The organism is Sphingobium sp. R-21 (assembly GCF_049913335.1).
GTDB lineage: Bacteria > Pseudomonadota > Alphaproteobacteria > Sphingomonadales > Sphingomonadaceae > Sphingobium.
Window position 1 is genome coordinate 119409 of the sequence record NZ_CP184375.1, and the last position, 20618, is coordinate 140026.

The following is a 20618-nucleotide window of genomic DNA, read 5'->3' on the forward strand; positions in this document are numbered from 1 at the left end:
TCCACCGCGAGTCCCGGGGCGGCAGATTCTTCCACAGCGGCGACAAGATGTGGCATCAAGCGCCGCAACAGGCGCAAACTCAATGTCCTTCACTTGGCTGTCGCGTCATGATGATGCCGTGGAGATCGAACCCGCGGGAAGGAAGTGGACGATGGGAAGTATATCAATGGCGCCTCCAACCGCCGGCAGTGCCGCTTCAGGAAACGCGAAGGCTTCCGCGCGAGTCCGCCTGGAAAATATCGACGCGCTGCGCGGTTTCGTGATGGTACTGATGCTGCTGGACCATCTGCGCGAAACCTGGTTCGCCCATTATGCGGTAACCGATCCCATCGACGCGCGCACGATCTTGCCGGCGATCGGCTTCGCACGCTTCGCCGTCAGTTTCTGCGCGCCGATATTCGTCGCTCTTACCGGCCTGGGCGTCTATCTGTTCAGCATCAATCATACGGTTCAGGAGACGACCTCCTATCTGGTGAAGCGCGGCCTGCTGCTGATGGCGATCGAAGTCTTCTATCTGAGCGAACTCTATTGGGGCATCGTTCCGCAACCCACATTCTGGCTACAGGTCATCTGGTGCATCGGCCTGTGCATGATCATCCTCGCCGCGCTGATGCGGCTGCCCCGGCCGGCGCTGATCGCCCTGGGACTGGCGCTCGTCTGCTTCCACAACCTGCTCGATCCGATCCGCCTGACGCAGGATGATGCATTGTTCCCGCTATGGGCCATGCTGCATCAGCGGGACACCTTTGCCCTGCCGTTCGGCTTCGTCGCCAAGACGACCTATCCGATCCTGCCCTGGATCGGCGTCATTTCCCTCGGCTTCGGCATCGGCCCCTGGTTCCGCCCGGAAGTTTCGCAAGAAACCCGGCAGCGACGCCTTCTCACTCTGGGATTTGGCCTGATCGCCGGCTTCATTGCCCTCCGTCTGCTCAATGTCTATGGCGACAAGCCCTGGTCCGTCGTCGATGGCGATCCGGTCCGCACGATCATCGCCTTCATCTCGCTGACCAAATATCCGCCCTCACTGCTCTTTCTCATGCCGACGCTCGGCGGGGGGGCATTGTTGCTCGTGCTGTTCGAACGGATCAGGACGTCAGGCCTGGTCACCGCCCTGGCCGTATTCGGCGGCGCACCGATGTTCTTCTACATCCTACACCTTACCGTATTGCGCATTCTCTATCACAGCGCGCTCGGCATATGGGGACCGAACAGCGGCGCCTTCTACGCCTTCAACAACTATAATTGGGTGTTGGTCTGGTATGTCGCGATGATCGTACCGCTGTACCTGCCCACGATATGGTATGCTCGCCTGAAACGTCGCCGTCGCGATATCAGCTGGCTCAAATATTTCTGAGGCCGATGCTGTCGGGCAATCCACATGTCGCATCACCCGACCCGGTCGTGAGGAACACGGAAACTGCTGCCCCGACATATCAACATTATTCATGCAGTGATCGAGGCGCAGTCCGACAATATGGTTACCCCGGCAAACTGCTGCTGGCGGTGGAAATTGCAGATATGTGAGGAATGAGAAGACCCTTATGGTTGACGTGATTTCCACCGATCTTTCCCGCCGGATGCTGCTGGGCGGATTGGCCGCCGGCGCGACCCTGAGCGGTGCGGGCGCGGTGACAGGTCGGCCCAGGATAGGCGGGCGCATTCGCGTCGCCAGCATCGCCGCCTCGACCGCCGACACGCTGGACCCTGCCAAGGGCAATCTTTCGACCGACTTCATGCGGTTGTACCTGATCTACAGCGGCCTCACCCAATATGACGGCCAGCTGCGCGCCCTGCCGGGACTGGCCGAACGCATCGAGACGCGTGACAATATCGTCTGGCATATCCGCCTGCGAAAGGGCGTCCATTTCCATAACGGCAAGCCGCTGACCGCCGACGACGTCGTCTATTCGCTGATGCGCCATCGTGATCCCGCCACCGGATCGAAGGTGCAGGCGGTCGCCGAACAATTTGCCGGCGCGCGCAGGACCGGCCCGCTTGAACTCGAATTCCGGCTGACCGGCCCCAATCCCGACCTGCCCGTCATCCTGGCCCAGCCGCACTTCCTGATCGTCGAGAATGGCCGCCGCGATTTCAGCGTGGCGAACGGCACAGGCCCCTTCATCTGCCGCGCCTTCGCGCCCGGCATCCGGACCGTCGTCCACCGCAACCCCAATTACTGGAAACCGGGGCGCCCCTATCTGGAAGAGATAGAGGTGATCGCCATTCCCGACGAGATTTCACGCGTCAATGCGCTGTTGTCGGGCGACGTGCAGATGATCAACGCCGTCAGCCCCGGTTCGGTCAAGCGGGTGCGGGCATCCCCAAATCACAGCTTCATGGAAACGAAGTCAGGCCTGTTCACCGACCTGATCATGAGGCGGGAGCATCCGGTGACCGGCAATCGCGACTTCGTGCTGGCGATGAAATATCTGCAGGACCGCGAACTCATCAAGCGCGCGCTGTTCCGCGGCTATGCCACGATCGCCAACGACCATCCGGTCCCCCCCTTCAGCCCCTATTACAATCCCGACATCCCCCAGCGGCCGTTCGACCCGGACAGGGCCCGTTTTCATCTGAAGCGCGCAGGGCTTCTGGGCGCGCGCCTGGCTGTCTATGCCTCGCCGGCGGCGAACATGTCGGTGGACATGGCATCGATCCTTCAGGAACATGCGGCACAGGCCGGATTGAAGCTGGCGGTCAATCGGGTTCCCAGCGACGGTTACTGGGCGACGCACTGGATGAAGCACCCGATGACCTTCGGCAACACCAATCCGCGGCCGACCGTGGACCTGATGTTCAGCCTGTTTTTCCAGTCGAAGGCGCTCGCCAATGAATCCGGCTGGAACAACGCGCGTTTCGACCGCCTGCTGCTGGAGGCGCGCCGATCGACCGATGAGGCAAAGCGCAAGGAGATCTATGGCGAAATGCAGTGGTTGGTCCATGAATATGGCGGCGTCGCCATACCGGCCTTCCAAAGCCTGATGGACGGGTTCGACCGCCGCCTGAAGGGAATATTCCCGATCCCGCTGGGCGGCTTCATGGCCTATACCTTCGGTGAACATGTGTGGTGGGACGCATGAGCGCCGCCGCCGTCTCTTCCCGTTGGCGCGGGCCGCTGCGGCTGATCGCCAGGCGCATTGGACTGGCGCTGCTGACGCTGCTGCTGGTCTCGATGGTGATCTTCACGATCAGCGGCCTTCTGCCGGGCGATGCCGCGCAGGAGGTTCTGGGCCAGACCGCCACGCCCGAACAGGTCGCCGCATTGCGCCATGAAATGGGTCTCGATCAACCTGGTCCGGTCCGCTACGTCCTCTGGTTGCAGGGCATGATGGTGGGTGATCCCGGCCAATCCCTGGTCGCCAACAAGCCGGTTGCCGACATTATTTCGGAGCGCCTGCCCAACACGCTGACGCTCGCGGCGCTTTCCGCCCTGGTGTCCCTGCCTTTCGCCTTTCTCATCGGGATCGCGTCGGCCATCGCGCGCGGCCGCAAGCTGGACCGCGCGCTGAATATCCTGACCCTGTCGATGGTCGCGCTGCCGGAATTCCTGGTCGCAACCATAGCGGTGCTGATCTTCGCGGTGGAACTGCTATGGCTGCCCTCCATCGCGCTGGTGCCGCAGGATCCCAGTTTCGGCCAATTCGTGCGCGCCTATGCCATGCCCGTCATGGTGCTGGCCGTTGGCGTCGTCGCGCAGCTTGGGCGCATGATCCGCGCCGCCATCATCGCAGAGCTTGACCGCCCCTATGTCGAAATGGCGCGGCTGAAAGGCGTGTCGCAGAACCGCCTGATCGTCAGGCATGTCCTGCCCAATGCGGTCGGCCCCATCGTCAACGCCATGGCGCTCAGCCTGTCCTATCTTTTCGGAGGTGCGATCATCGTGGAAACGATCTTCAGCTATCCTGGGCTCGCGAGCCTCATGGTCAATGCCGTCACGTCGCGCGACATGCCCCTGCTTCAGGCCTGCGCGATGATATTCTGTGCCACCTATCTGCTGCTGGTCCTGATCGCCGACACGATCGCGATCCTTGCCAATCCAAGGCTGCGCCAGGGATGAAACCGCATAACCTCCTTCGCCGCGCGCGCGCGCTGCCCCCGTCGGGCAAGATCGGCCTGGCGCTTGTGACCTTCTGGATCATCGCCGCGATTGTCGGCCCGTTCGTCACACCCTATCCGCCCGGCTCCTTCGTCAGCGAGGAAGTCTTCGCCGGCGCGAGCAGCCATTTCTGGTTCGGCAGCGACTATCTGGGCCGCGACGTGTTGAGCCGCCTGCTGACAGGCGCACGGTTCACCGTCGGTCTTTCCGCAATCGCCGTCACGCTGGCGGTCGCGGCGGGAACCGGCCTTGCGCTCACTGCCGCGGTTGGACCGCGCTGGCTGGATGAACTGCTGTCGCGGGCGATGGACACGCTGATCTCCATACCCAGCAAGATTTTCGCGCTGGTTCTGGTGGCTGCTTTCGGTTCTTCGCTGGTGCTGCTGACGCTGATCGTGTCCATCACCTATGTTCCCGGCAATTTTCGCATTGCCCGATCCCTGGCAGTGGGTCTTGCCCGTCTCGATTATGTCGAGGTCGCGCGCGCCCGTGGCGAAGGACGCCTGCACATCGCGCTGGTGGAAATGCTCCCCAACATGATCCGTCCGCTGTTCGCCGATATCGGCCTGCGCTTCGTCTTCATCGTGCTGCTCCTGTCGGGATTGAGCTTCCTGGGCCTTGGCCTGCAGCCGCCGGACGCGGACCTGGGATCGCTGGTGCGCGAAAATGTGTCGGGCCTTGGCGAAGGCGCGCTTGCCATTCTGGTTCCCGCGACGGCGATCGCCAGCCTGACGGTCGGCGTCAACCTGCTCATCGACGCGGCGACGCAGGGAGGGAAAGGATGAACCGGACTGCCCCCCATGTGGAGGTGCGCAACCTCTGTGTCACCGTGCGCGGCCCGGACGGCGGGCCCTTGCGCATCGTCGACGATGTCTCCTTCGACGTCGCGCGCGGCGAGATGCTGGCGCTGATCGGCGAATCCGGGTCCGGCAAGACGACGATTGCCCTGTCGCTGATGGGCTATGGCCGCGGCGGCGCCCGCATCAGCGGGGACATCCGCGTCGGCGAAGCGCACCTCGCCGGACAGGGCGGTGCGTCGCTTGGCGCCCAGCGGGGACACCGCATTACCTATGTCGCGCAGAGCGCGGCGGCCGCGTTCAACCCTTCGCGCCGCGTCATCGACCAGGTGATCGAGCCCGCCCTGATCCATCGCACCGCATCCGCCGCCTCTGCCCGCGCCCGCGCGGTCGAACTCTTCCGCGCGCTGGCGCTGCCGGACCCGGAGACGATCGGCAACCGTTATCCGCATGAATTGTCGGGCGGCCAGCTTCAGCGCCTGATGGCGGCGATGGCGCTCATCACGAAACCGGACCTCGTCATCTTCGACGAGCCGACAACCGCGCTGGACGTGACCACCCAGGTCGAAGTGCTGCAGGCCTTTCGCAAGGTCGTACGCGATCAGGGCGCGACCGGCGTCTATGTTTCGCACGATCTTGCCGTGGTTGCACAGATGGCGGACCAGATACTGGTCCTCAATCGCGGGCGGGTGCGTGAACAGAACAGCGTCGGCCGGATCCTGGAAGAGCCGGCCGACGACTATACCAGAATGCTGATTGCGGCCGCCAACCCAGTGGTCGAGGCACGCGGCCCCGGCGTGCGCGCGAAAGCACCCCTGCTGACGATCGACGGCGTTTTCGCCGGCTATGGCGCGGTGGACAAGGCGGGCCGTCCGGCTCATCCGGTATTGAGCGACGTCAGCCTCAGCGTCGGCCGGGGTGCCGCCGTCGGGGTCATCGGCGAATCCGGATCGGGCAAGTCCACGGTCGCGCGCGTCGTCGCCGGCCTGCTCGCGCCGACCGCCGGGACCGTTTCGCTGGACGGCACTTCGCTCGCCCCCACGGTCGGCGGGCGCACGCGCGAACAGTTGCGCCGCATCCAGATCGTGTTCCAGAACGCCGACGTGGCGCTGAACCCGGCGCACAGCGTCGAAGACATTCTCGGCCGCGTCCTGCGCTTCTACCACGGCATGAACAGGGTGGACGCGCAACGCCGGGTCGCTGAATTGCTCGATCTCATCCGGCTTCCCGCCAATGTGGCCGGTCGCCGTTGCGACGAACTTTCCGGTGGCCAGAAGCAGCGCGTCAACCTTGCGCGCGCCTTGGCGGCAGAGCCCGACCTGATCCTCTGCGACGAGGTGACCTCCGCGCTCGACACCGTCGTTCGTGGTGCAATTCTCGACTTGCTGGCCGATCTGCGCCGGGATCTGGGCGTCGCCTATCTTTTCATCAGCCACGACATCGCCACGGTGAAGGCGCTGTGCGACGAAATCGTCGTGCTCTACCGGGGGACGCGGGTGGAAAGCGGCCTGTGCGAAAGCTATGCCGCCGCGCCCTACCATCCCTATACCGATCTTCTCATTTCGTCCGTTCCCGAAATGCGTACCGACTGGCTGGCGGACGAAACCGCCGTTGCGAGGGCACCCTTTGCGCATATGGGGGAACGGCCCGACCTGTGCCGCTTCCTGCCGCGCTGCCCCATGGCCATGGCGAACATCTGCGATGTCTTGCCGCCGCCGCGCCGCACGATGTCGGCCGGTAACGCGGTACTATGTCACCGGACCGAAGAGGATCTCGTGCCCTAAAGCGATTTCCAGTCAGGGAAGCCGGCAACAGAGAAAAGAGCGGTTGTGCTGGCCGATAGCCCCGCTCTGGACGGCCTTTCCCGGCTGATGGTACGCATCTCGCCGCCCGACCTGCGGCGATCATCATGCAATCGCAAGTTTCCAGATGACCGATGCAAAGAGATCGGAGAATAATATGTGGACGCGCCTCCATGGGTTGACATATTCGGCTCCGGCGACCCATGACTTTGGCACATTAAGTCGGGAAACTCAGACACCATCCGTAGCATATCCGTTGAATGGAGAAAGCTCGGACATGGCCTTACACCGCATCGCAAAAGCCGGCATCGGCATCGTCGCACTGGCCGCACTGGCCGTTCCTGCCAGCGCTCACGGCATCTGGTTTGCGCAGCGCGCCAAGCAGCTCGCGCTCATCTATGGCGTGGGCGCGGACGACCTCGATATGGTGAAGCGCCTGCCGCTGGTCAAATCCGTGACCGGCTATGACGCCGACTGGGCGCCGGTGAACACCTCCCTGCGTGCGGCAGGCCCCATTCCCGTGGTCGACAGCGACGAACCGCTCGCTGCGGTGGCCGCTGTCGTGGATTATGGCTATTGGAGCAAGACGCCCGACGGCGAGTGGCACAACAAGGGGCGCGATGAAGTGCCCAATGCGACCTTGGCCGAGCATAATTTCAAATATGCCGTCTATCTGGGCCAGGTGCCGACCAAGCCGGTGCCGTTGATCGAGGGCCATATGCTGCAGATCGTGCCGGCGGACCTCAACATCCCCCAGAAGATGGGCGAGCCGATGAAGGTGCGCGTCTATTACAAGGGCAAGCCGATCGCCGGAGCGACCGTCATGCAGGATTATATCAACGATCCCGACGAGGCCGCCCCTGCCAAGACCGCAGCCGACGGCACAGCGACGATCAAGCTGCGCAACCAGGGCATCAACGTTCTGATGGCGATCTATGTCGGCCCTACGGCCGACAAGAAGGTCGATCATGAGGAATATCGCGCCTCGCTCGCCTTCGTCCTGCCGCATCTGCCGGAATGATCGCCCGTCTGATTTTGGAGAAAGCACCATGAAATACGACCTTTTCCGCACCGGACTTGCCGTTGTCGCCTTTGCTGCCCTGCCTGCCACGGCCATCGCCCATGGCAGCATGAAACCGCAGCATGGCGGACTGGTGCAGATGACAGGGGAGACCATGTTCGAACTCGTCACCGGGCCAAAGGGCGTCGATGTCTATCTGAGCGAGGAGGATGAACCGATCCCGGCGGCCGGGTTCACCGGAAAGCTGACCCAGACGGCCGGCGGCGCCAAGACCGAGGCACCGCTCAAGGCAGCCGGCGGCAACAGGCTCACCGCACCGGGCTTCAAGCCCGCGAAAGGCGCCAAGGTCGTCGTCGCGGTGATCGACAAGAGCGGCGCAAAGACCTTCGCCACCTTCCAGACCAAGTAAGAGGCGAGCATGAACAACGCGACCCTCCCCCCGCTCGATGGTTCCACGGTGCGGCGGGTCGCGCTGCTCATCGTGGGACTGGCCCTGCTGTTCGCCTGCTCCCCGATCTGGGCGCATGGCGTCAACGAAAACGACAAGGCCTTCATCGAAGGCGCTTCGGGCGTCAACATCATCCCCTATATGTATCTGGGCGCCAAGCATATGGTCACCGGATATGATCATCTGCTGTTTCTGGCCGGGGTGATCTTCTTCCTTTATCGCCTGAAGGATGTCGGCGCCTATGTGACGCTGTTCGCCGTCGGTCACAGCACTACGCTGTTGCTGGGCGTCCTTTTCGACATCCGGGCCAATCCTTTCCTCATCGACGCGATCATCGGCCTGTCCGTCGTGTACAAGGCGATCGACAATCTGGATGGATTCCGGACCTGGTTCGGCTTTTCGCCCAATCCCAAGGCAGCGGTGCTGATCTTCGGCTTCTTTCACGGTTTCGGCCTTGCGACGAAGATCCAGGAACTGACACTTGCCCAGAACGGTCTGATCCCCAATCTCATCAGCTTCAACATCGGGGTGGAAATGGGCCAGTTCATGGCACTGACCGTCATCCTGATCCTCATGAACTTCTGGCGCAGGACCGACAGCTTTCGCCGCAGCGCCATCTTCGCCAACGCCGCGCTGATGACGGCAGGCTTCGTTCTGATCGGTTTCCAGCTTTCGGGCTATTTCATGCAAGGAGCATGACATGAACTCGCAAACCATTGCCACGCTTCCCACGCATATCTCTCCCTCCCGCTCCAGCCTGGCCAAAGCGACCGGGGGCGCGGCGACCGCCGCCATCGCGATCCTGACGCTGTTCGTCCTGCCCGCGGAATATGGCATCGATCCGACCGGCATCGGCACCGCGCTGGGCCTGACCGGCATGGTGTCCGGCGAAGCGAAGCAGATCCCCTCGCCAGCACAGGCACCCGTCGCAAAGGGCGCCCTGCCCATGCCCACCAAGGATGCAATCGCCAAAACCACTGCATGGCGACAGGACGAACAGACCATCAGCCTGGCGCCGCACAGCGGCCGGGAAGTGAAAGCCCATATGACGAAGGGTGACAGTTTCGTCTTCCAATGGAAATCATCCGGCGGCCCCGTAAAGGCGGAAATGCATGGCGAGAAGCTGGCCGCGACGGACGGTTCCTTCACCGACTATTGGAAGGAACTGGAAATGACCGGCGGACAGGGAGATTTCACCGCTCCTTTCGACGGCACCCACGGTTGGTACTTCCGCAACAAGGGGGAGACGCCGGTCACCGTTACGGTGAAGACGGTCGGTTTCTACAAGAATCTCTTCCTGCCGGAATCCGAATGACGTCCTTGCGATGGACAGGGCCTGCGGCGGCACTCACCAGTGCATCGCAGCGTGAGATGGCGCGCTTGCCCTCCTCCTTGGAAAGCCAATGTCCACCGGGGATCCTGGACCTTGCGCAATCTCTCGAAACGGCCCGGCCGATTCTGCCGTGTGGTTCTTCATCTCACAATTTTCGGCCGTGGCGGCAGATGAATTTGCGGTAATATTTTTGTAATCCAGCCTTAGTCTGTTTTCAATAAGAGGCGACAAAACGCTCCGTGACCGGCGCCGGCCAAAAGGACACGCAAGATGTCTGACGGGAGAGGGGTAAACTTATCGCCGGATCACCCCAATTCGCAGGACTTAGGACATGGCGATCAGAAAAGGGGTAATAAAATGAAGACAATTTCAGCGTTCCAAATAGCACTGGCCGCCAGCACCGCCTCCCTTGCCCTGGCATCGGGCGCGCAGGCCCAGACGGCAGGAAATGCCGGGGACGGCACGATCGTCGTCACCGCCATGAAGCGGCAATATTTCGGCGACACGCCGGTGAAGGAAATTCCGCAGGCCGTGCAGTTCCTTGACGGCAAGCTGCTGGACGATCTCAACATCACCCGCCTCGACACCGCGCTGGAACTGGCCAGCGGCATTTCGAAGCAGAATAATTTCGGCGGCCTGTGGGACAGCTTCGCCATTCGTGGCTTCGCCGGGGACGAGAATTTCCCGAGCGGCTTCCTGGTCAACGGCTTCAACGGCGGTCGCGGCTATGGCGGTCCGCGCGATGCATCCAATGTCGAGCGCGTGGAAGTGCTGAAGGGACCGAACTCCGCGCTCTTCGGTCGCGGAGAACCGGGCGGCACCGTCAATATCGTGACCAAGAAACCGGTCCTCGAAAAATCCTTCGGCAGCTTCGGCGTGGCCGGCGGCAGCTGGAACACCTATCGGGTCGAAGGCGATTTCAACCTGCCTCTGAACGACATGTTCGCGGTGCGCCTGAATGGCGCGGTCGAGGATGCCGACAGCTTCCGCGACACGGTGCACACCCGCAAATATGTGCTGACGCCGTCGCTGCTCGCGAAATTCTCGGACCACGACCTTTTCACCTATGAAATGGAATATGTGAACCAGGAAGTGCCGTTCGACCGCGGCGTGGTGGCCGTTCCGACAGTTGTCGGTGGGGTGATCACCAATTATCAGCTCGGCCTTATCCCCAATTCCCGGTTCCTGGGCGATCCCAATAATGGTCCTATCAAGGTAAAGGTTCTGGGGCATCAGGCGCAATATCAGCATGATTTCAGCGATGACTGGACACTGATGCTGGGTGCGGGGTACAAGGACACCATCTTCCGCGGTTATTCCAGCGATCCTGAACTGGTCCTGAGCCGCCAGATGATCGACAATGACGGCCAGACCCTGTCACGCCAGCGTCGCTATCGCGACTACAGCACCACCCATATGGTGTTCCGCGGCGAAATCAGCGGCAAGTTCGACACCGGGTCGATCGTGCACAATATCCGCATAGGCGCGGACTGGGATCGGTTCAAGATCGATACCTTCCAATTGCGCTATCGTCCAACCGCGGCCGATCAGTCCTATTCGATCAACATCTTCAATCCAAATTACAATATTCCTGCCCCCGCTCCAACCGGCGTGGTTCAGAACGCGACCGAGATCCAGAAGGCCTGGGGCATCTATGCTCAGGACCAGATCGAGATCACGGAACAGTTCAAGGTTCGCTTTGGCGGGCGCTATGATGATTTCTCGCAGGATATCGCCAACCGGGCGAGCATCACCCTCCCGTTCGTGAGCAAGCATTATACCAAGTTCAGCCCGATGGCCGGTCTCGTGTTCGAACCCACCAAGACCGTTTCCATCTATGCCAGCTACGGAAAGGGTTTCCGTCCCAACAGCGGAACGGGCTTCAGCGGGCAGCCCTTCGATCCGGAAATCAGCAAATCCTATGAAGTCGGCGCGAAATATGTGTCGCTGGACGGCAAGATCACCAGCACCTTGTCGCTCTTCACGATGAAGAAGGACAATGTGCTGACCACCGACCCCGTCAATGCGGGCTTCTCCCTGCCAGTGGGCGCAGCCAAGAGCAAGGGCGTGGAATTTGATGTCAATGCCAAGCTTCCGGCTGGTTTCGAACTGTTCCTGACCTATGCCTACACGGACGCCGGATGGGACGTGAATGCGCTTGATCCCAACTTCGCCGCTCCAATCCGCGTGGGCGATCCGCTGATCAACATTCCCAAGCATCAGGGCAATGCCCTATTGTTCAAGACCTTCTCGGTCGGCGAGCACAAGGCGATGCTGGGCGCGGGCGTGAACTATGTTGGTCGTCGCCTGGGCGAAACGGCGACTACTTTCTTCCTTCCCAGCTATACCATCGCCAAGATCACAGGATCGTTCAACATCACCGACCAGATCAAGATATCGGCGGACGTGAATAATCTCTTCGACAAAAAGTACTACGCCAGTTCTTATGCGGCGCTATGGATCCAGCCGGGAGCGCCCCGCTCCTTCACGGTCCGCGGTTCGTTCAACTTCTGACGTTCCGTTCATTCGGGCCTTCAAGGCCCGAACGGCCGCCGGCGACCCACCCTCCAAGCCTGTAGGGTCGCCGGCGGTATTTTATTTTGGGAGATCACCCATGACCCGGGCGCAATGGCTTCGCCTGCACAAATATACCGGCCTTGCCATGGCGACTCTGCTGGCGGTGCAGGCGATGACAGGCATGCTGCTGCTCTATCGTGGCCCGGTGGCGCGCTGGATCGATCCAGCGGGGATGGTCAGCCACGGATCGGCGCCCGGCATTTCCCCCGGCATGGCGGCAGCGCGGGCGGCGGGCGCGTTCCCCGGCTTTGCCGTCACCCGCCTCTACGCGCCCAGCGGGAAAGGCGCGACCTTTCTTGCCGAACTCACCGGCCCCCATGGGGCACAGCGCTATGCATCGGTCGATCCGGCCGGCGGGCGCATATTGCGGGCCGGATCGACCTGGGCCTTCCCGATCGAGGCCGCGCTCCAGATCCACTACCGGCTGATGACGGGCAAGGCGGGCGCTACTGTCGTACTGTTGAACGCGCTCGCCCTGCTGGCGATGGCGGTGACAGGCCTTGCCTATTGGTGGCCAAAGCGCGGCCCGCTTTCAAAGCAGCTCTCGGTCCGCTGGACGCTGGCGTTTCGACTGGTGCTGCGACAGTTGCACCGGACCGCCGGCGTGGTCATGTCGGCGCTGCTGGCGTTCATGGCGTTGACCGGGCTGCTGCTGGCGACACCCGACCTGTTCGACGCAGCCGCCCCCATATCCTTGCGGCCCACGGCGAGCGCGACGACGATCGACCGGGCACTGACGCGGGCGCACAGGGCCTTCCCGCGCAGCGCCCTGCGCGATTTCCGCCTGACCGGCGATCGCATCATCGTCAATTTCGCCGCCCCCGAACGCAATCCGCGCGCCGTGCATCGCGCGGTGCTGACGATCGCCGGGCCGAATATTGTCCGCGTAACGAGGGCCGAAGACAGCCGCGCGCTCTGGATGACGGTGTTGCCCCTGCATGCCGGCGACAGTTTCGGCGCGATCGGCCCGGTGGTGCTGATGGTCGCGGCGCTGACGCTGCTTGCCCTTTCCCTAACCGGACCGCTGATGTGGTGGCAGGCGCAGGCCGCGCGCCGCCGGTCCTCCTCCAGAAAGCAGACTGCATGACCCTCCTCTACACCTCCGAAACAGAGCGCGGACGCGTATGGCGCGACATCTTCGCGGCGGAGGCGCCCGATGTCGGCTTCATGACGCTGGACGAGATGCGCGATCCGGCGGCCGTCCGCTATCTCGCCGCCTGGGATCCCTCCCGCGAACTGCTCGAACGGTTGACCGGCCTGGAAGTGCTGTTTTCGATCGGAGCGGGCGTCGACCAGTTCGACATGAGCAAGTTGCCGCCGCATGTCCGGCTGATCCGCATGATCGAACCGGGGCTGATCGAGGGCATGGTCGAATATGTCTGCGGCAGCGTGCTGATGCTGCACCGCCACTTCATCGATTACGGCATTGCGCAGCGCGAGCATCGCTGGGACGCGATCAAGCTGGTTCCCGCCGCCGCCCGCCGGATCGGCGTGATGGGACTGGGCCAGATGGGGCAGGCCGTCCTGCAGGCGCTGCGCCCGTTCGGCTTTCCGCTTTCGGGATGGAGCCGGTCGCGCCATGCGATCGAGGGCGTCACCTGCCACGCCGGACCGGAGGAGATGGACGCCTTCCTTGCGGGTTGCGACATATTGATCTGCCTGTTGCCGCTGACGGCTGAAACCAGGGGCATATTGTGCCGGGAAACCCTTTCCGGATTGCCGCGTGGCGCCGCGCTGATCAATGCTGGCCGGGGCGGGCACCTGGTGGAGCAGGATCTGCCGCCGCTGCTGGACGAAGGCCATATTTCCGGCGCCGTGCTGGATGTGACCGAAACGGAACCCCTGCCCCGGTCCCACCCCTTCTGGGACCATCCGCGCATCATCCTGACCCCGCATATCGCCAGCTCAACCCGCGCGGACAGCGGCGCGCGCGCCCTGATCGCCAATATCAGGCGGCTTCAGGCGGGCCTGCCGCCCGATGGCGAAGTCGATCGGAATCAGGGATATTGAAGGCACGGCAAACTATGCCGAAAGGCCCCGACAAAAAGCCCGAACAACCGTCCTGCCCGGACCAATCGGAAACATGTTGCGGGCAGGACGTGGCGTAATGATCCTGTTGAACAGCGACCCAATCAGGGGGAATTGATCCATGACTGATTTCCGACCGAAATATATCAGCTTCGACTGTTACGGAACCTTGACCCGTTTCCGCATGACTGAAATGGCCACCGAATTCATGGCCGATCGCATCGCCGCCGAAAATCTTCCGGCCTTCTGCCAGGATTGGGCCACCTACCGCTTCGATCAGGTGCTTGGCGCGTGGGAACCCTATCAGGAGGTCCTTCGCAACTCGCTGCGCCGCGTCTGCAAGCAGTGGGGCGTGGATTATCGCGAGGCGGATGCCGATGCCGTCTACCACCGCGTACCCACCTGGGGTCCGCATGCCGACGTGCCCGGCGGCCTGTCGAAGATCGGCGACAAGATTCCGCTGGTCATCCTGTCCAACGCGATGAACGACCAGATCCACCACAATGTCGCCCTGCTGGGCGCGCCATTCCATGCGGTCTATACCGCGCAGATGGCGCAGGCCTACAAGCCCCGCCGGCAGGCGTTCGAATATATGTTCGACCAGCTGGGCGCGAAGCCGGAAGAAATGATGCATGTTTCCTCCAGCTTCCGCTACGACCAGAATACCGCCACCGACCTGCATTTCGGTTGCCGGGTGTTCGTGGGTCGCGGGCATGAACCGTCCAACGCCTTCTATCGCGACGTGGAAATCCCGCACATCGGTTGCCTGCCAGCGGTCGTCGGCCTCTGACATTGTCGAGGAAGGCCGCCCTGCCTGCCTTCCCTCTCCCTGGGGCAAGCAGGGCGGCATTTGCCGGGGCGGGCAGGAAAATCTCCGCGATTTTCTTCCAAAAATTGAGCGAAGGCAGCAGCTAATGCTTGTTGGCGCAGCCTAGTTTCCCGGCCATCGATTCAGGATCAAGGGCGGTCTTCGCCGCCGAAGGAGCAAGGTGCATGGTGGCAGGCATAGAAACGAGGGTGGATCTGCGGCGCATGGTCGCCGGGGATCTGGCCGCTGCCCGCGACCTGTCCCGCGAACAGAAATGGCCGCACAGGATCGAGGACTGGGAAATGCTCTTCCAGCTCGGTTTCGGCTATGTCGCGGAATGCGATGGCAAGGTGGTCGGCACGGCCATGGCCTGGCTCTATGGCACGGATGCGGCCACCCTGGGCATGGTCATCGTCTCGCCCAGCGTGCGGGGCGAGGGAACGGGCCGCCGCCTGATGGATGCGGTGCTGGACGAACTGGGCGACCGCACCGTTTTGCTGAACGCGCCCGCTGAAGGCGTGCCACTCTGCCGCGCGCTCGGCTTCGAAGAGGTCGGCCCCGTCTTCCAGCATCAGGGCGCCGCCTTCGCCGTGCCCATGGCCGAACTGATCCCCGACGAACGGGTCCGGCCGCTGGGCAGCAAGGATATGGACATGTTGCGCGCCCTCGCCCGCGAAGCGACCGGAATGAACCGTGACGCGCTGCTCGATGCGCTGGTTCCCGGTGCACAGGGGGTGGTCCTGACGCGCGGCAACCAGCCTGTCGGATTCGCGCTGTTCCGTCGGTTCGGGCGCGGCTATGTGGTCGGGCCGACCGTCGCCCCCGACACCAGCGGCGCCAAGGCGCTGATCTCCCATTGGCTGGGCTTCAACAGCGGCATGTTCTGCCGCCTGGACGTGCCAGAGGAAAGCGGCCTTTCCGACTGGCTGGAGGAGCTTGGCCTCCCCCGCGTCGGCAGCGTGTTGCGCATGCGGCGCGGCAGGCCTGTCAAAGCCGGCTCGTCCGTCAGGACTTTCACTCTAACAACACAGGCACTCGGATGACTCTCTCCCTGAACGACCCCTCGCTGCTCGTGGAACGCGCCTCTATCGGCGGCGAATGGGTCGGTGCGGCATCCGGCGCGACACTGGACGTCGACAACCCGGCAACCGGCGCCGTGCTGGGCACCATTCCCGACTGCGGCGAGGATGAAACGCGGGCTGCCGTCGACGCGGCGCAAGCGGCCTGGGGGCCGTGGCGGTCCAGGACAGCGGGCGAGCGGGCGGCATTGCTGGAGCGCTGGTATGCGCTGGTGATGGACAATGTCGTCGATCTCGGACGGATCATGACGGCCGAGCAGGGCAAGCCGACCGCCGAGGCGGAAGGCGAAATCCGCTACGCCGCCAGCTTCATCAAATGGTTTGCCGAGGAGGGCCGCCGCATCGACGGCAGCATGATCCCCGCCCCTGAAGCCAATCGCCGCATCCTGGTGATGAAGGAGCCGGTCGGCGTGTCGGCGGCGATCACGCCCTGGAACTTCCCCTCCGCGATGATCACGCGCAAATGCGCGCCCGCGCTTGCCGCAGGATGCCCGGTCGTCGTCAAACCGTCCGAACTGACCCCCTTCAGCGCGCTCGCCCTGGTGAAGCTGGCCGAGCGGGCGGGCTTTCCCAAGGGCGTCTTCAATATCGTGACCGGGCAGGCCGCGCCGATCGGGAACGTGCTGACCGGCAGCGACACGGTGCGCAAGCTTTCCTTCACCGGATCGACGCGGGTCGGGGCGCTGCTGATGCGCCAGAGCGCCGACACCATCAAGCGGCTGAGCCTGGAGCTGGGCGGCAATGCGCCGCTGATCGTGTTCGACGACGCCGATATCGACCTTGCCGTCGCCGCCACCATGGCCAGCAAATTCCGCAATGCGGGCCAGACCTGCGTCTGCGCCAACCGCATCCTGGTCCAGGACGGCGTCTATGATCTCTTTGCCGGGAGACTGGCAAAGGCGGTATCCGCGCTGAAGGTCGCGCCCGGCGATCAGGACGGCGCGACAATCGGCCCGCTCATCAACCGGGCGGCCGTCGACAAGGTGGAGGCGCATGTCGAGGATGCACTGGCCCGCGGCGCCACCCTCTATGCCCGCGCGCCTGAGGGCGCACGCGGCGATCGCTTCGCGACGCCCGTCATTCTTACCGGCGCGACGCGCGACATGCGGCTGGCCGATGAGGAAACCTTCGGTCCCGTCGCACCGCTGTTCCGCTTCACCCATGAGGAGGAGGGGATTGCCCTCGCCAACGACACCAGCTTTGGCCTCGCAAGCTATTTCTACACCGAAAACCTCCACCGCGCCTTCCGCGTAGGCGAGCGGCTGGAGGCGGGCATGGTCGTGCTCAACACCGGCGGCATTGCAATGGAGATGGCGCCTTTTGGCGGCATCAAGCAGTCCGGGCTGGGCCGCGAGGGCGCCCATGCCGGGATCGAGGAATATCTGGAGACCAAGACGTTCCACATCGGGGGTCTGAAGCTCTAATCATCCTCTCGTCATGTTCCCGCGCCGTGGGAACATCCTTTGCTGACGACCCATCGAACGCCTGCCCATTTCGCCGAAAGGAACGACCGCCATGACCCGCACCTACTCCATCTCCGTCATACCCGGCGATGGCATCGGCAAGGAGGTGATGGTGGAGGGCATTCGCGTGCTGGAGCGCGCGGCCAGCCTCTACGGCTTTTCGATCGAGCAGAAGTGGCAGGATTTCGCCTGCTGCGATTATTACGCCCGGCACGGCCAGATGATGCCCGATGACTGGAAGGCGCAGATCGGCAATCCCGACGCGATATTCTTCGGTGCTGTCGGCTGGCCGGACACGGTGCCCGATCATATCTCGCTCTGGGGCTCGCTGCTCCAGTTCCGGCGTGAATATGACCAATATGTCAATCTGCGTCCGGTCCGGCTGATGCCCGGCGTTCCCTGCCCGCTCGCCGGACGCAAGCCCGGCGACATCGACTTCTGGGTCGTGCGCGAGAATACGGAGGGCGAATATAGTTCGGTCGGCGGCAAGATGTTCGCCGGCACGGATCGCGAGGTGGTGATCCAGGAAACGGTGATGACGCGCCACGGCACCGACCGCGTGCTGCGCTATGCCTTCGAACTCGCCGCAACGCGGCCGCGCGGGCATGTCACCTCGGCCACCAAGTCCAACGGCATCGCCATCACCATGCCCTGGTGGGACGAGCGGGTGGAGGAGATGGCCAGAAATTATCCCGCCATCACCCATGACAAATATCATATCGACATCCTGACGGCGCAGTTCGTGCTGAACCCCGATCGGTTCGATGTCGTCGTGGCGTCCAATCTGTTCGGCGACATTCTGTCCGATCTGGGCCCCGCCTGCACCGGCACGATCGGCGTCGCGCCATCGGCCAACATCAATCCGGATCGCACGGCCCCCTCCCTGTTCGAGCCGGTCCATGGCTCCGCCCCCGATATCGCGGGCAAGGGGATCGCCAACCCCGTCGGCCAGATCTGGTCGGCGGCAATGATGCTGGACCATCTGGGCGAAAGCGAAGCCGCCGCCGCGATCATGCGCGCGGTTGAAACGGTTCTGGCCGAACCGGCGCTCCGCACCGCCGACCTCCAGGGCAAGGCCAATACCGAACAATGCGGCCGGGCGATCGCGGACGCGTTGAGCTGATCTGCATCAGCGGCCGCGGCATAAAGTGCCGCGGCAGTCGGCGATTAGGCACGCCGCCGGCCGCCGCCCGCCTCAGATCGGACTTTCGCCCTGCGATATCGGGCTAGTTTTACCTTCAGTACCACCAGGGCGAGCCTTCCGATGACGCTGCAAACCAACCGCTCTCTGATCGATATCGACCGCGACCACCTGATCCACCCCGTCACGTCCTTCCGCGGTCATGAGGCGCATGGCGCGCTGCTGCTCGAAAGCGGCAAGGGCATGTGGCTGAAGGACATGGAGGGCCGGGAACTGCTCGACGCCTTTGCCGGCTTGTGGTGCGTCAATGTCGGCTATGGCCAGGAGAGCGTCGTCGAGGCGGCGGCCGAACAGATGCGCCGCCTTCCCTACGCCACCGGCTATTTCCACTTCGGCAGCGAGCCGGCGGTGCGGCTGGCGCAAAGGCTGGTCGAACTCAGCCCAGAGGGCCTCGACCATGTCTATTTCACGCTGGGCGGGTCCGATGCGGTCGACAGTGCGATCCGCTACATCACCCATTATTACAATGCCATCGGCAAGCCGGACAAGAAACAGTGCATCGCGCTGGAACGGGGCTATCACGGTTCCAGCAGCACCGGCGCGGGGCTGACCGCGCTCGCCAATTTCCATCGCGGCTTCGACCTGCCGCTGCGCTGGCAGCACCATATCCCCTCGCCCTATCCCTATCGCAGCGACCTGGAGGACGACGCAGCCATCATCGCCCGCTCGGTCCAGCAGCTGAAGGACAAGGTTGCGCAACTTGGCGCGGACAACGTCGCCGCCTTCTTCTGCGAGCCGATCCAGGGATCGGGCGGCGTGATCGTGCCGCCGGTCGGCTGGCTGAAGGCCATGCGGCAGGCTTGCGACGATCTCGACATATTGATGGTGGCGGATGAGGTCATCACCGCCTTCGGTCGCACCGGCCCCATGTTCGCGTGCGAGGCGGAGGATGTGACGCCCGACCTGATGACCGTGGCGAAGGGGCTGACCTCCGGCTATGTGCCCATGGGCGCCGTGCTCATGTCGGACGCCGTCTATCAGGGCATAGCCAATGGCGCTGCGGCTGAAGTCGTGATCGGCCATGGCGCGACCTATTCCGGCCATCCGGTAAGCGCCGCGGTCGGGCTGGAGGTGCTGCGCCTCTATACCGAGGGCGGGATCCTTGCCAACGGACGCAGGGTCGCTGCGCGTTTCGATGCGGGGCTGGCGGGGCTGGCCGACCATCCGATGGTGGGCGACACGCGCGGGCGCGGCCTGCTCGGCGCGATCGAACTGGTGGCGGACAGGCAGAGCAAGACCCGCTTCGACCCGACGCTTGGCCTGCCCGACCGGCTGTTCGCGAAGGGTTATGAAAATGGCGTCATTTTCCGCGCCTTCGGGGACAATATCATCGGCCTGGCCCCCGCGCTCTGCGCGTCGGACGGCGAGATGGACGAGATTTTCGGACGTATCCGCAAGACGCTGGACGATCTGCTCGAAGAGGCGGATATTCGGGCCGTGTTACGATAGCACATAAGGGGGACGAGAATGTTGGTTGGACCCAAGCTGGACAGGATCGACCTCAAGATCCTTGCCCAGCTTCAGCAATTCGGCCGCATCACTAACGTCGAGCTGGCTGACGCGGTCGGCCTCTCCCCCAGTCCCTGCCTGACGCGCGTGAAGCGCCTGGAAAAGGCGGGCTATATCACCGGCTATGGCGCCGAGATAAACCTGCACAAGCTGGGCGAATATCTGACCGTCTTTACCGAAGTCACGCTGACGGAGCATCGTTCCGGCGACTTTTCCCGCTTCGAAGCGCGCATCCGGAAGCTGGACGAGATCGTCGAATGCCATCTGGTGAGCGGCGGTTATGACTATCTGCTGAAATTCGTGACGCGTGGCGTCGCCCATTACCAGTCGATCATCGAAGGAATGCTGGAAAGCGACTACGGCATCGAGAAATATTTCAGCTATGTCGTGATCAAATCCCCTTTCATCAAACATCATTATCCCATCCAGCATCTCTTCGGCGAGCAGCGATAGAAT

At 63.1% G+C, this 20618-nt stretch carries 18 protein-coding genes; all 18 read left to right on the plus strand.

The features are described from left to right. The first annotated feature begins 166 nt into the window (after window positions 1–166). The 18 genes from ACN9MX_RS15395 to ACN9MX_RS15480 all read left to right on the plus strand — a co-directional run bounded on the left by ACN9MX_RS15395 (window position 167) and on the right by ACN9MX_RS15480 (window position 20615). Entirely contained in the window at window positions 167–1354 is a 1188-nt protein-coding gene (locus tag ACN9MX_RS15395) for a DUF1624 domain-containing protein (protein WP_363829312.1), read from the plus strand. A 187-nt stretch (window positions 1355–1541) separates the two neighbouring features. Further along, window positions 1542–3080, plus strand: coding sequence for an ABC transporter substrate-binding protein (locus ACN9MX_RS15400; protein ID WP_363829314.1), 1539 nt, complete (start codon window positions 1542–1544; stop codon window positions 3078–3080). Continuing rightward, window positions 3077–4057: an ABC transporter permease gene (locus tag ACN9MX_RS15405; protein WP_363829317.1), complete on the plus strand. Its 981-nt coding sequence runs from the start codon at window positions 3077–3079 to the stop codon at window positions 4055–4057. The genes ACN9MX_RS15400 and ACN9MX_RS15405 overlap by 4 nt, the downstream gene beginning before the upstream one ends. After that, on the plus strand, window positions 4054–4881 hold the full coding sequence (locus ACN9MX_RS15410) for an ABC transporter permease (RefSeq protein ID WP_363736560.1): 828 nt from the start codon (window positions 4054–4056) through the stop codon (window positions 4879–4881). The genes ACN9MX_RS15405 and ACN9MX_RS15410 overlap by 4 nt, the downstream gene beginning before the upstream one ends. Then, window positions 4878–6677: an ABC transporter ATP-binding protein gene (locus tag ACN9MX_RS15415; RefSeq protein ID WP_363829320.1), complete on the plus strand. Its 1800-nt coding sequence runs from the start codon at window positions 4878–4880 to the stop codon at window positions 6675–6677. The genes ACN9MX_RS15410 and ACN9MX_RS15415 overlap by 4 nt, the downstream gene beginning before the upstream one ends. Window positions 6678–6972: 295 nt before the next feature. Further along, complete coding sequence (locus ACN9MX_RS15420) at window positions 6973–7716, plus strand: DUF4198 domain-containing protein (RefSeq protein WP_363829323.1); 744 nt, start codon at window positions 6973–6975, stop codon at window positions 7714–7716. A 28-nt stretch (window positions 7717–7744) separates the two neighbouring features. After that, the gene (locus ACN9MX_RS15425; RefSeq protein ID WP_363829326.1) at window positions 7745–8125 is read left to right on the plus strand and encodes a hypothetical protein; all 381 of its coding nucleotides are present in this window, start codon (window positions 7745–7747) and stop codon (window positions 8123–8125) included. 9 nt (window positions 8126–8134) lie between these two features. Continuing rightward, entirely contained in the window at window positions 8135–8863 is a 729-nt protein-coding gene (locus tag ACN9MX_RS15430; RefSeq protein ID WP_363829328.1) for a HupE/UreJ family protein, read from the plus strand. Window position 8864: 1 nt separating this feature from the next. Beyond that, entirely contained in the window at window positions 8865–9479 is a 615-nt protein-coding gene (locus tag ACN9MX_RS15435; RefSeq protein WP_363829331.1) for a hypothetical protein, read from the plus strand. A gap of 375 nt (window positions 9480–9854) precedes the next feature. Continuing rightward, window positions 9855–12011 (plus strand): TonB-dependent siderophore receptor, encoded by a 2157-nt coding sequence (locus ACN9MX_RS15440; RefSeq protein ID WP_363829332.1) that lies wholly within the window; start codon window positions 9855–9857, stop codon window positions 12009–12011. A 100-nt stretch (window positions 12012–12111) separates the two neighbouring features. Next, the gene (locus tag ACN9MX_RS15445) at window positions 12112–13161 is read left to right on the plus strand and encodes a PepSY-associated TM helix domain-containing protein (protein ID WP_363829334.1); all 1050 of its coding nucleotides are present in this window, start codon (window positions 12112–12114) and stop codon (window positions 13159–13161) included. Next, entirely contained in the window at window positions 13158–14084 is a 927-nt protein-coding gene (locus tag ACN9MX_RS15450) for a 2-hydroxyacid dehydrogenase (protein WP_363829336.1), read from the plus strand. Before ACN9MX_RS15445 ends, ACN9MX_RS15450 begins: the two co-directional genes overlap by 4 nt. A gap of 139 nt (window positions 14085–14223) precedes the next feature. Next, window positions 14224–14892, plus strand: coding sequence for a haloacid dehalogenase type II (locus ACN9MX_RS15455; protein ID WP_133651522.1), 669 nt, complete (start codon window positions 14224–14226; stop codon window positions 14890–14892). A gap of 203 nt (window positions 14893–15095) precedes the next feature. Next, a complete protein-coding gene (locus ACN9MX_RS15460) occupies window positions 15096–15953 on the plus strand; it encodes a GNAT family N-acetyltransferase (RefSeq protein WP_363829339.1) in 858 nt (285 codons plus the stop codon). Continuing rightward, window positions 15950–17413 carry an NAD-dependent succinate-semialdehyde dehydrogenase gene (locus ACN9MX_RS15465; protein WP_363829341.1) on the plus strand — a complete coding sequence of 488 codons (1464 nt, stop codon included), beginning with the start codon at window positions 15950–15952 and terminating at the stop codon, window positions 17411–17413. The genes ACN9MX_RS15460 and ACN9MX_RS15465 overlap by 4 nt, the downstream gene beginning before the upstream one ends. A 91-nt stretch (window positions 17414–17504) precedes the next feature. Next, window positions 17505–18575, plus strand: coding sequence for a tartrate dehydrogenase (locus ACN9MX_RS15470; protein ID WP_363736571.1), 1071 nt, complete (start codon window positions 17505–17507; stop codon window positions 18573–18575). 141 nt (window positions 18576–18716) lie between these two features. Then, a complete protein-coding gene (locus tag ACN9MX_RS15475) occupies window positions 18717–20102 on the plus strand; it encodes an aspartate aminotransferase family protein (RefSeq protein ID WP_363829343.1) in 1386 nt (461 codons plus the stop codon). 18 nt (window positions 20103–20120) lie between these two features. After that, window positions 20121–20615: an Lrp/AsnC family transcriptional regulator gene (locus tag ACN9MX_RS15480; RefSeq protein WP_133651527.1), complete on the plus strand. Its 495-nt coding sequence runs from the start codon at window positions 20121–20123 to the stop codon at window positions 20613–20615. Window positions 20616–20618: the final 3 nt, after the last annotated feature.

Excerpts from the sequence above, each read along its gene's own strand:
- ACN9MX_RS15395 (WP_363829312.1), top strand. The coding sequence starts at position 167 with ATGGCGCCTCCAACCGCCGGCAGTGCCGCTTCAGGAAACGCGAAGGCT.
- ACN9MX_RS15400 (WP_363829314.1), top strand. The coding sequence starts at position 1,542 with ATGGTTGACGTGATTTCCACCGATCTTTCCCGCCGGATGCTGCTGGGC.
- ACN9MX_RS15405 (WP_363829317.1), top strand. The coding sequence starts at position 3,077 with ATGAGCGCCGCCGCCGTCTCTTCCCGTTGGCGCGGGCCGCTGCGGCTG.
- ACN9MX_RS15410 (WP_363736560.1), top strand. The coding sequence starts at position 4,054 with ATGAAACCGCATAACCTCCTTCGCCGCGCGCGCGCGCTGCCCCCGTCG.
- ACN9MX_RS15415 (WP_363829320.1), top strand. The coding sequence starts at position 4,878 with ATGAACCGGACTGCCCCCCATGTGGAGGTGCGCAACCTCTGTGTCACC.
- ACN9MX_RS15420 (WP_363829323.1), top strand. The coding sequence starts at position 6,973 with ATGGCCTTACACCGCATCGCAAAAGCCGGCATCGGCATCGTCGCACTG.
- ACN9MX_RS15425 (WP_363829326.1), top strand. The coding sequence starts at position 7,745 with ATGAAATACGACCTTTTCCGCACCGGACTTGCCGTTGTCGCCTTTGCT.
- ACN9MX_RS15430 (WP_363829328.1), top strand. The coding sequence starts at position 8,135 with ATGAACAACGCGACCCTCCCCCCGCTCGATGGTTCCACGGTGCGGCGG.
- ACN9MX_RS15435 (WP_363829331.1), top strand. The coding sequence starts at position 8,865 with ATGAACTCGCAAACCATTGCCACGCTTCCCACGCATATCTCTCCCTCC.
- ACN9MX_RS15440 (WP_363829332.1), top strand. The coding sequence starts at position 9,855 with ATGAAGACAATTTCAGCGTTCCAAATAGCACTGGCCGCCAGCACCGCC.
- ACN9MX_RS15445 (WP_363829334.1), top strand. The coding sequence starts at position 12,112 with ATGACCCGGGCGCAATGGCTTCGCCTGCACAAATATACCGGCCTTGCC.
- ACN9MX_RS15450 (WP_363829336.1), top strand. The coding sequence starts at position 13,158 with ATGACCCTCCTCTACACCTCCGAAACAGAGCGCGGACGCGTATGGCGC.
- ACN9MX_RS15455 (WP_133651522.1), top strand. The coding sequence starts at position 14,224 with ATGACTGATTTCCGACCGAAATATATCAGCTTCGACTGTTACGGAACC.
- ACN9MX_RS15460 (WP_363829339.1), top strand. The coding sequence starts at position 15,096 with ATGGTGGCAGGCATAGAAACGAGGGTGGATCTGCGGCGCATGGTCGCC.
- ACN9MX_RS15465 (WP_363829341.1), top strand. The coding sequence starts at position 15,950 with ATGACTCTCTCCCTGAACGACCCCTCGCTGCTCGTGGAACGCGCCTCT.
- ACN9MX_RS15470 (WP_363736571.1), top strand. The coding sequence starts at position 17,505 with ATGACCCGCACCTACTCCATCTCCGTCATACCCGGCGATGGCATCGGC.
- ACN9MX_RS15475 (WP_363829343.1), top strand. The coding sequence starts at position 18,717 with ATGACGCTGCAAACCAACCGCTCTCTGATCGATATCGACCGCGACCAC.
- ACN9MX_RS15480 (WP_133651527.1), top strand. The coding sequence starts at position 20,121 with ATGTTGGTTGGACCCAAGCTGGACAGGATCGACCTCAAGATCCTTGCC.